This is a genomic window from Mycoplasmopsis felis ATCC 23391 (genome assembly GCF_000701865.1).
GTDB classification, from domain to species: Bacteria; Bacillota_I; Bacilli_A; order Mycoplasmatales; family Metamycoplasmataceae; genus Mycoplasmopsis; species Mycoplasmopsis felis.
Window position 1 is genome coordinate 1 of the sequence record NZ_JNKA01000026.1, and the last position, 10,772, is coordinate 10,772.

14 protein-coding genes are annotated in these 10,772 nt (G+C 23.5%); 9 read left to right on the plus strand and 5 right to left on the minus strand.

All coding sequences use genetic code 4. The features are described 5' to 3' along the window. Positions 1-197: 197 nt before the first annotated feature. The 5 genes from rpmB to truB form a co-directional block, all read right to left on the minus strand. The gene (rpmB, locus tag T405_RS03000; protein ID WP_036431018.1) at positions 198-389 is read right to left on the minus strand and encodes a 50S ribosomal protein L28; all 192 of its coding nucleotides are present in this window, start codon (positions 387-389) and stop codon (positions 198-200) included. 20 nt (positions 390-409) lie between these two features. Continuing rightward, a complete protein-coding gene (rpsO, locus tag T405_RS03005; RefSeq protein ID WP_051619556.1) occupies positions 410-676 on the minus strand; it encodes a 30S ribosomal protein S15 in 267 nt (88 codons plus the stop codon). A 110-nt stretch (positions 677-786) separates the two neighbouring features. Next, a complete protein-coding gene (locus tag T405_RS03010) occupies positions 787-1,623 on the minus strand; it encodes an FAD synthase (RefSeq protein WP_036431023.1) in 837 nt (278 codons plus the stop codon). Beyond that, positions 1,623-2,438 (minus strand): YcsE-related riboflavin metabolism phosphatase, encoded by an 816-nt coding sequence (locus T405_RS03015; RefSeq protein ID WP_036431027.1) that lies wholly within the window; start codon positions 2,436-2,438, stop codon positions 1,623-1,625. The genes T405_RS03010 and T405_RS03015 overlap by 1 nt, the downstream gene beginning before the upstream one ends. Continuing rightward, positions 2,417-3,274 (minus strand): tRNA pseudouridine(55) synthase TruB, encoded by an 858-nt coding sequence (gene truB, locus T405_RS03020; RefSeq protein WP_036431030.1) that lies wholly within the window; start codon positions 3,272-3,274, stop codon positions 2,417-2,419. Before truB ends, T405_RS03015 begins: the two co-directional genes overlap by 22 nt. A gap of 81 nt (positions 3,275-3,355) precedes the next feature. Between truB and gmk the strand changes: the two genes are divergently transcribed. The 9 genes from gmk to T405_RS03065 form a co-directional block, all read left to right on the plus strand. After that, entirely contained in the window at positions 3,356-3,967 is a 612-nt protein-coding gene (gene gmk, locus T405_RS03025) for a guanylate kinase (protein ID WP_036431033.1), read from the plus strand. Positions 3,968-3,990: 23 nt separating this feature from the next. Continuing rightward, complete coding sequence (locus T405_RS03030) at positions 3,991-4,971, plus strand: serine/threonine-protein kinase (protein WP_036431036.1); 981 nt, start codon at positions 3,991-3,993, stop codon at positions 4,969-4,971. Then, positions 4,971-5,822, plus strand: a complete 852-nt coding sequence (gene rsgA, locus T405_RS03035) for a ribosome small subunit-dependent GTPase A (RefSeq protein WP_036431039.1) — start codon at positions 4,971-4,973, stop codon at positions 5,820-5,822. The genes T405_RS03030 and rsgA overlap by 1 nt, the downstream gene beginning before the upstream one ends. A 7-nt stretch (positions 5,823-5,829) precedes the next feature. Beyond that, positions 5,830-6,489 (plus strand): ribulose-phosphate 3-epimerase, encoded by a 660-nt coding sequence (locus tag T405_RS03040; protein ID WP_156951250.1) that lies wholly within the window; start codon positions 5,830-5,832, stop codon positions 6,487-6,489. Positions 6,490-6,583: 94 nt separating this feature from the next. Then, positions 6,584-7,852: a serine--tRNA ligase gene (serS, locus tag T405_RS03045; protein WP_036431045.1), complete on the plus strand. Its 1,269-nt coding sequence runs from the start codon at positions 6,584-6,586 to the stop codon at positions 7,850-7,852. Beyond that, positions 7,852-8,706 (plus strand): HAD-IIB family hydrolase, encoded by an 855-nt coding sequence (locus T405_RS03050; RefSeq protein ID WP_036431048.1) that lies wholly within the window; start codon positions 7,852-7,854, stop codon positions 8,704-8,706. Before serS ends, T405_RS03050 begins: the two co-directional genes overlap by 1 nt. A 112-nt stretch (positions 8,707-8,818) precedes the next feature. Further along, positions 8,819-9,178 (plus strand): hypothetical protein, encoded by a 360-nt coding sequence (locus T405_RS04005; protein ID WP_036431052.1) that lies wholly within the window; start codon positions 8,819-8,821, stop codon positions 9,176-9,178. Positions 9,179-9,242: 64 nt separating this feature from the next. Next, positions 9,243-10,529: a site-specific DNA-methyltransferase gene (locus T405_RS03060; protein WP_309299788.1), complete on the plus strand. Its 1,287-nt coding sequence runs from the start codon at positions 9,243-9,245 to the stop codon at positions 10,527-10,529. After that, positions 10,516-10,772, plus strand: a 257-nt coding sequence (locus T405_RS03065; RefSeq protein WP_036431055.1) for a DEAD/DEAH box helicase family protein, incomplete at its 3' end; no start/stop codon positions are given. The genes T405_RS03060 and T405_RS03065, both read left to right, overlap by 14 nt.

Genomic DNA, 10,772 nt, shown 5'->3' on the forward strand with positions numbered 1-10,772 from the left:
GACTGTCATGTTTTTGTATATATCTAGTTTTCAAAGAACTTTTTTTGTTTGCTTGAATATTATAACACTAAAAATTTTTTTCAAAATATTTTTTTTAATTTTTATTCTTTCATTTTAAAATTCGTTAATAACATCTCTTATTATAATTAATAATAAAAAATATTTTAAAAGTTAGCACATAGCTAACTTTTAAAATATTAAACTATACCTTTTAATTTTAAAGTTTTTAGTCCTTTTGCACTAACTCTTAAAGTTACTTTTCTTCCATCTAAAACAACTCTGATTTTTTGTAAGTTAACATTAAATTTTCTTTTTGAAGCATTCATTGCATGAGAACGTGTATTTCCTGTTAATGGACCTACACCTGTTACTTGACATCTTCTAGCCATATATAAACTCCTTAGTTAAGTTACTTACGAATTTTTAATTCTTCAGTAACTTTTTTATATTCTTCAAAATTTGATTCTTTTAGGTGTTTTAATAAAACTTTACGTTGAGCAATTTTTGCTAAAAATCCTCTTCTAGAGTGGTTGTCTTTTGGGTTGTTTAAAAAGTGTGGTTTTAATGATTCGATATCTTCTGTTAATATTGCAATTTGAACAGAAGAATTACCGGTGTCTTTTGAGTTTTTACCGAATTTATTAATTAATTCAGCCTTTCTTGCTTTTGAAACCATAATTTCTCCTTATATTAATTATGTTTTAACCGAGCATAAATAATATTATTTAAACCCAGATTAAAATTTATGTTTGCAAATTATTGCTATAAAATTTTAACAAAAAATAATTATTTACATAATTCTTTTTTAATCTCTAAAATATCTTCTTTGTTTATTGAATCATCATCATTTGTATAAATAAATCTTATTTCTTTGACAATTTCTAAAATTACTTCACTGAATATATTTTCAAATGTATATATTGAAGCATCATCAATTAAACTTATATTGAATCTGTCATTTTTATTTTTATGCATTAATATATTAAAACCGAAATCTTTATAATATAAATTGCAAAAATATATGCCAGAAGGAATATTAATTAAGTTACTTGGATAAATTATTTGATTCTTATTTAATTCACATGTTAAATAATAATTAAAAGGACAAATACTATTTATGAAATTAAAATGTCCGTTATATAAGGCTTCTCTAATTAGTTTAGTACTTATTTTTACATCATTAATTTTGTAAATATCAGAAATATAAACATTGGAGTTTTTTAAAATATTCTTTATATCATCAGAGGTTCATTTCCCTTGATATCCAAATTTAAAGTCTTTACCTACACTTATATTAATTGATTTATTTTGTGATAATTTTGCTAAAAATTCATTTCCAGTTAAGTTTTTTATTCTTGAAAAATTTAATTCAACTATTCCATCTATATCTAATTCACCAAAAGTATGATATCTATCAATATCATTCATATAAATATTATTATCGTACTTAATTGGATAATCATTCATAGTAAAAGTGACTATAAACTTTCTTCCTACTTTATCTTTAATTTGCTTATATAGTTGGTAATGTCCAAGATGAAAACTTTCAAAAGAACCTATTATAAATGAATCATTTTCTTGGGTAATGAATTCATCAAAATCATAAATTATTAAATCGTTCATTAAATTAATTTTAATTCTTTTAATTTAAAAAATGCTCCATCATATTCACAATCCATTGCTACTTCTTTTGCAACACTTTTTATTTTTTCGTTAGCTCTTTGCATTGCAATACCATAATATGCATCACGAATCATTTCAAAATCATTAGAACTATCACCAAAAGCAATTAAATTATCCATTGATAAGTTTAAATGTGAACATAAGTTTTTTAATGTTGATGATTTATTTACATTCATAGGAGTTATAAAAAAACCACCTGACCATCTTGCAGAAATCTCCATTTTAAAGTTATTTTCTTTAATATAAGTTTCCATTTTATCCAATAAGTCTCTTACATTTGTTGTATTTATTGTAATGATATATAAATCAGTATTGCTTAGTAATGCTTCATCATAATTTTTATAATTTTCTTCAAATGGTTTAATAAATCAAGAGTTTAAAGGGGTTTGTGGTGACTTATAAACTTTATTAAAATCAGTTATTAAAAATCCTTTTATTTCACTTGAAAATGAGTCATATAATTTTACTACTTCATCTTTATTTAAAGTATTTTTAAAAAGAAATTTCTTATTTTGGTTATCTCAAACAAAAGAACCATTAGCACCTATAAAATAATCAACAGGGTCAAGCTGGTCTAAAAAATCACCAATTGTAGCAAATTCTCTAGCAGTAGAAATAACTGTTGTTATACCATTATTTTTTAATAAACCAAACATTTTTCTTGTATTGTTTGAAAATTTCAAACTGCCGTTTGGTAAAATAGTTCCATCAACATCGAATGCTGCAATTTTTATTATATCTTTAAGTTGTTTCATACTAACCTTTCATTAAATACTTTTTTTGGATAAAAAATATTATCTTTAACTATTCCAACACAACAAACTTCTTTTGTTATTGGATTTAATAAGAAAACTAATTCATTTTTAGTTTTTATTTTAATACTTTGTCCGTTCATTATTATTTTTGCTTGTACTTTATTTATAAAATACATTTCAACATCAAATAAATCATTTAAAGAAATTGCTTGATATTCTTTTTCTTTTAAATCATCAAGCAAAACATTTCCAACACCCGTTCTTTTTAAAGAACTCATGGTACTTACTGTGTTTAGTTCTAGAGAAATATCATATAATAAAGTTCTTATATATGTTCCTTCTGATACATTAAATTTAATAATATATTCTTGTTTTTCATAATCAAAATTTAATAATTCATATTCTAAAACTTTGATTTTTTGTTCTTTGATTGAAAATTCTTTATTTTCCCTTGCTAAATCATATGCTCTTTGACCATTTATTTTTTTAGCACTATATTTAGGAGGTATTTGTGTAGTTCTAGAACATACTAATTCAATTGCTTTTTTGAGTTGTTCTATAGACACTTTTTTGTTTTCTTGATAAGTTAAATTACCTGTTATATCTAGAGTTTCTGAGTTTCAATGCAATTTAGAAGTTGCAATATAGACCTTGTTTTTATTTGATATATACTCTAATAACTTTGTATCATAATCTGTTGCAATTATCATTAAACCAGATGCTAAAGGATCTAAAATACCGGTATGTCCTACTTTATTAACTTTTAGTTCTTTACCTAGCTGTCTAATTGTTTGATTAGAAAATGCATTAATTTCTTTGTGGTATTTATAAAACATATTATTATTAGTTTAACATTTTATAAATTTTATTTTACTACAATAAAATAAAAAAATTAAAATGTTATAATAAGCACAATTATGACAAACAATATTAATATTAAACAACCGATTATAATTTTTTCAGGACCAAGCGGAGTTGGAAAAGGTACTATTGAAAAACTTTTATTTAATTTTAAGGAGTTAAATTTAGCTTTATCATGTTCTGCAACCACAAGAAAACCGAGACCTGGTGAAATAAATGGTAAAGACTATCATTTTTTAGATGTTGATACATTTAGAGATAAAATTAAAAAATATAAATTTATAGAATTTTCTTATCATCTAAATAACTATTATGGAACTTTGTATTCTGAGTTAGAAAAAATACATCAAAATAAACAAGTACCAATTTTAGAAATAGAAACAACTGGTGCAAAACAAATAATAAGTAAATTTTCTGTCCAAGAATTACAAGAAAAATATAATCTGATTACAATTTTTGTTTGTCCTCCTTCTATTGAAGATTTAAAATCTCGAATTATTGCAAGAGGTTCAGAAGATAATGAAACCCTAAAAGATAGATTAAAAAAAGCTGAAACTGAATTAATGGATTCAATAATTTTTAAATATCGTATTACTAATGACTTACCAGAAAGAGCTGCTCAAGAAATAAGAAATATATTACACAATGAATTAGGAATAAAAAATTAGTTTTTGCTAATTTATTTTTTAATATGGAATTAGACAAAAATAACATTTTAAAAAATTCTGAAGTTTATAAAAATTATGAAATTATAAAAAACTTGGGGAAAGGTGGAATGTCCTATGTTTTTTTAATAAAAAATATAAAGGCTAATAAATTATATACACTTAAATATCGTAATTTAGATCATAACGAAAACAATAAAACTAAGTTCTTTGATGAAATACAAATATTAAAAGAATTAAATATAAGAAATATTCCACAAATAATTGAATATGTCTTTAATGACAATGAACAATTTTTTATATTTGATTATATAGAAGGTATATCATTAAGTCAGTATATTCACAAAAATACAAATATAAATATTGATTTAGCAAATCATTTTATGCTTCAACTATTAAAAATAATAAATAATTTGCATAAAAATAAAATTATTCATAGAGATATAAAGAGTCAAAATATTTTAATTTCAAAAAATTATGAATTACATTTAATTGATTTTGGTATTTCAATGCATAATGGAAGTAAAATAACTTCAAATACTAAAATAAATTGTTCTCCTTATTATGCAGCTCCTGAATATAGTAATCAAGAAATAGTTATTTCTCCCTCTCTCGATATATATGCATTAGGTATTTTGTATTTTGAATTATTAACTGGATTTTTACCTTTTCAAGGTAAAAATGAAATAGAAACTATTTTAATGCATATTGAAAACGAATTTCCTAATATAAAAAAAATTAATAAAGAAATACCTGATTCGATTCTTTATATAATAAACAAAGCTACACAAAAACTTCCGAACAATAGATATAAAAATATAAATGAATTTTATGAAGATATTTCCAATTCATTACAAATAAAAAATAATGCTTATAGAGTTAGTTATGATAATAAAAAAATAAGAAGTGTTTCTAAATTAATTTGAATTATTTTTACATTAATTTTATTACTATTAATTTTTTTATTAACATTTATCATCATATTTAAAGTAAAAGGTATTATATAATGGAACAAATATATAAAATTTTTTCAATAGTATCAGGAAGATACTTAATTAAAAATAATGAAAATGAACAATGAGTTTATGCAGCAGGTAAGCTAAGATATCAAGAACAAAATCCTTTAGTTGGTGATGATATAATCTTAGAAAATAATACTATAACTAAAATATTAGACAGAAAAAATAGTTTTATTAGACCTAAAGTAGCAAATATTGATCAAATATTTATTTTTATGTCTATTAAAGAACCAAATTTTCTATCATATTTAGTTGATAAATATATGTCTATTATAGAAAACAAAAAAATTATTCCTATATTATGCATAACTAAAACTGATTTAGATACAAATCAAGCAAAAGAATGAGAAACTCAATACAAAAATATGGGGTATGAAGTTGTTTTAATAAATAATGAAAATCCTTCATATATTCAAAAAATAAATAAATTAATGACTAATAAATATAGTGTTTTTATGGGTCAAAGTGGTGTTGGTAAAACTACTACCTTAAATATCTTAGGAAATTTAAATTATCAAACTCAAGAAATATCTAAATCACTTGGTCGAGGAAAACATACTACAAGGACAACATATATAACTAAAATTAATCAAGGTTGATTAATTGATACACCTGGATTTTCTTCTTTTGATTTAAATATTTCTAAATTAGAATTAGCTCAAAGTTTTAAAGTATTTAATGAATTATCAAAATTATGTAAATTTAGAAGTTGTTTACATTTAGAAGAAGAAACCAAAGATTGTGCTATTAAGCAAAAGATTGATACAAAGGAAATTCCTTTGTTTAGATATCAAAATTATGTAAAATTACTTACAGAAATACAAAATGAAAGGAAATAAAATTCTTATGAAAAAATTTGTAACTCCCAGTTTGTTAAATGTTAAACCTGAAGATAGATTAGAATTAGCAAATACACTAATTGATGCAGGAATAAGTTGAATTCATTATGATGTAATGGATGGTGAATTTGTACCAAATACAGCAATTACAGTTCAAGAAATAGAAAATATATCAAAAAACGGAGAAAAACACCTTAAGGATGCTCACTTAATGGTGACCAATCCATATGATTATGTAGAAAAATTATCTGATATTGTAGATATCATTACCTTCCACTATGAAGCAATACAAGATAATTTTGATAAATTTGAACAATTCTTAAATAATACACAACACGATTTAAAAATTGGTTTAGCTATAAAACCAGATACTTCTGTTGAACAAATTGAAAAATTTTTAGATAAACTTGCATTAGTTTTAGTTATGTCAGTTGAACCAGGGCAAGGTGGACAAAAATTTATGCCAATTGCACTTGAAAAAATAAGAAAATTAAAATTAATCAGACAAAGAGATTCTCTAACTTTCTTAATTCAAGTAGATGGTGGAATCAATGATCAAACTGGACCAGAATGTTTTAAAAAAGGTGCAGATGCTTGTGTTGCAGGAACTTTCCTTGTGTCAAATCCAACAAAAGAAAGAATAGAAAGTATTTTCGGTAATAAATAAAATATTAAATTTAAATCAGTATTATTTAATACTGATTTTTATATAATATAAATAAGTTTAAATTTTATAAATTTAAAACAGTTAAAGGAGCTGAATGTTAGATATTAAATATATTTTAAATAATGAAAATGAAGTTAAGGAAAAATTAAGAAACAGAGGGTTTAACATTAATATATATAATGAATTTGTTGAATTAGCAAAAAAACGTGGACAAATGATGTTCAATGCTCAAAATAAAAAAGCTGAGTTAACTCAATTATCTAAATCTTTTCAAACTTATAAAAATGATTTACAAAAAATAAATGAAATTAAAGAGCAAATTAAAATAATTAAAGAGCAAGAAGCATCATTAAACAAGGAAGCAGATTTACTAAATCAAAAAATTAATGAAATTCTCATATCTATCCCTAATTTACCACTAAACGAAATTCCAGTAGGAGAAAACGAAAATGAAAATCAAGTAATTTTTGAAAAACCTAATTTAGGTAGAGGGTTAGTTTCAAATGTCTTACCTCATTATGAAATAGCACAAAAACTTGATATTATCGATTTTGATAGAGCTACCAAGTTATCTGGTTCTAGATATATAATTTATAAAAAACAAGGGTCAAAATTAGTTAGAGCTTTGATTAATTTTATGTTAGACTTACATATTTCAAAAGGTTATACAGAATTTCATACCCCTGTTATTGTTAAAGATAATATTTTATTTGGTACTGGTCAATTACCTAAATTCAAAGAAGACTTATATAAAATTAATGATTCGAATGAATATTTAATTCCTACTGCCGAAGTTACATTAACTAATTATCATAATAATGAAATAGTTGATTTAAATTTACCATTTAAAGCAACGTCATACACTGAGTGTTTTAGATCAGAAGCTGGAAGTTCCGGAAAAGATACTAAAGGTATTTTAAGACAGCATCAATTCAAAAAAATAGAATTAGTTAAAATTACAAATAAAGAGGATTCTATTAAAGAATATGAATTAATGGTCCAAGATGCTCAAGATGTTTTAGAAAAATTAGAAATTCCATACCGTAGTCTTCTTTTGTGTACTGGTGATATGGGATTCTCTGCGCAAAAAACTATTGACTTGGAATTATGATTACCTTCAGAACAACGTTATAGAGAAGTATCAAGCATTAGTTATGTTGGAGATTTTCAAGCTCGTAGAGCAATGATTAGATATAGAAATAATGAAGGTAAAACAGAATATGCATATACAATGAATGGATCTGGTTTAGCTGTAGATAGAGTTATAGCTGCTATTTTAGAAATATATCAAAATCAAGACGGAAGTATTTCAATACCAAAAGTTTTAATACCATATATGAATGGAGTAAAAGAAATTAAATAATGAATAAAAATAATTGAGTTTTTGCTTTTGATTTAGATGGTACTTTATTACAAAGAAATAATAAAGCAAATGAATATACTTTAGATGTATTAAAAAAATCTAAAGAAAGTGGAAATATTAATATAGTAGCAACTGGTAGAGGGGTAGCTAAAACATTACCTTTGTTAGAATCTAAAGCAATTGACCATATGGATTATTTAGTATGTTCAAATGGTACTGTAATTTATGATGTAAAAAATCAAAAATCTATTACATTAAACTATTTAGATAAAAATGTTTTTGACATAATGAAAAATATTGCCCAAGAAAAGAATTTAATAATTGCAATAGATACAAATTCAGTCAATGCAACTTCATTACCAAATAATAAATTACCAGAATGATTAAATGATGTAGATATAATGGATATGAATATCCTAAATTTAATGTCTTTAGATGAACTATCAACTTTAGTTCATCATCCAGATACTAAATTAACACAAATTGCATTTAGAAATCCGTTAAAAGATGCTATCAATAATACTGAACTAGTAAGAACATTAATTAGTAATTATCCATCGGAAGTTTATTTAACAAATTCTATTTATACAGATGTAAATCCTAAAAATACTTCTAAATACAATGCAGTTAAATATATTCTAGATTTATTAAATAAAACTAATGAAAACTTAATTTCTTTTGGTGATAGCGGGAATGATTTAGAATTAATCAAAAATTCTAAAATAGGAATTGCTATGGGAAATGCTACAAATGATGCAAAAAGTATCGCAAAGTACATAATTAGCGATCATAATTCAGATACTATCGGAAAATTCATTCAAAAAGTCTTAGACAATAAAATTAATTTAGATTAAATAAACAGAAAACAAGTTTAAAAACCTTGTTTTCTGTTTTTATATTATATTTTGCTTTAATCTCATTATTAATAATTTAAAATATAAATAATTTAATAATAAGGAGAAAAATATGGAAAATAAATCAGAATTATTAAAAAAATTTAAAGATTTATTAGATGAAATTTCATCTAAACAATTAAACAAAGACCAAAAAGAATTAGCATATGAAATATTATCTAAATTTCCTGATAATAAATTGGAATACGTATTCCAATTTATCTGTCAAAGAATCAAAACAGGATTTAGATTTGATATAGCTCCAGAAGCTAATTCGAAAGTAATTGGTATCTTACAAAAAGATCAATCAATGAGTTTTGAATTAAATCCAAATAGATCAAATCAAAACTCATTGATTATAAGTGAAAATTATGATGCATTAAAGAATTTAATAGTAATCGAGAGAGAGAGAGAGAGCAGGGTTAGAATATAAATATGATTTAATCTATATCGATCCTCCTTATAATACTGAATCATCAAAAGATGATGGAAATTCAATTGCAGATGATAAAGAAACTATCAAAGCAAATAAATTTATTTATCGTGATAAATATTCTCGTAATGGTTGATTAAACTTAATGAACGAACGTTTAAGATTAGCAAGACAACTTCTCAAAGATGATGGAGTTATTTTTGTATCAATTGATGATGCAGAACAAGCATATTTAAAAGTATTAATGGATGAAATTTTTGGTGAAGAAAATTTTGTTGCTAATATTAACTGAACCAAAAAGAGAGGTCCCGGAGGAAATACATCATTTAATTATTCTATTGTTAAAAATACTGAATACATATTAGTTTATGCAAAAAACATTGAAAATAAAGTTTTCAATTACATTAAACATGACGAACAAAATTTAAAAAAATTAGGTTATGTTAATAAAGATGAATATTTTGAAGAAAGAGGTTATTATAAACTAACTGATCTCCACCGTCCTTCTTCAACAGGTAGTTTTCAATATGCAGAATCATTGGATTATTTAGTTGATGCACCAGATGGTACTAAATTTAAATTATATACAAATATTATTAAGCCTAAGTCTGCCTGTTATACTTGAGGGTATGAAACTTATTTAAAAGGGAAAGAATTAGGTTTTATAGAGTGTGTTAAAAATAATGATGGATATTGAGTTGCAAAACGTAAACAATATCAATTCGTAAAGTTCAATCCTAAAACAAAAGAAATTGTTAAAATTGAAGCTGGACAACCTTATGAAAATATTATTGATACATTTTATTCTCAAGAAGGTGGAGCAGATATAATTAATATTTTTAAAGATAAAAATAAATTTGATTTTCCTAAACCTACTAATTTAATTAAATACATTATAAATATGGGTTCATATAACAAAAACTCCCGTATCCTTGATTTCTTTGCTGGAAGTGGAACAACTGGTCATGCTGTGTTAGATTTAAATAAAGAAGATGGTGGAAATCGAACTTTTACATTAATTACTAATAATGAAAATAATATAGCACAAAATATAACATATGAACGTTTATATCGAATTAATCAAGGAAAAGGTACAGAAAATCAAGCTTTTCCTTGATTAAAAAATAATGAACCTTATTTAAATAATTTAAATGTATATAAAATGAATTATTATAATGTTGATTTATTTAATAACCAAAAGAATGTTGATCAATTAATTCAGTTATTAACTGAATTATTAATAGATTTTGGATTAAATAAAGAGCAAATCCAAAATCTTAAAGAAATAGATTTATTAACTGATTTAAGTTCATTAAAACCTCTGATAAAGGATGAAGATGGAACTAACTAAAGCACAAAATTCAGCAGTCTCTAAATTAGTTGATTTTACTTGAAATAAATTAATTACTCATAAAAAAGATTCATTATATTTCAAAGCACCAACTGGTTCTGGAAAAACCTTTATGATCTTAAATTACATTGATAAATTAATTGATTTATCTAAATATGAAAATAACTTAAATTTAGTTTTTGTTATTGCTACATTATCATCTGCTGAATTACCTAAACAAATGGAAGAAAGTTTTTTAGAATA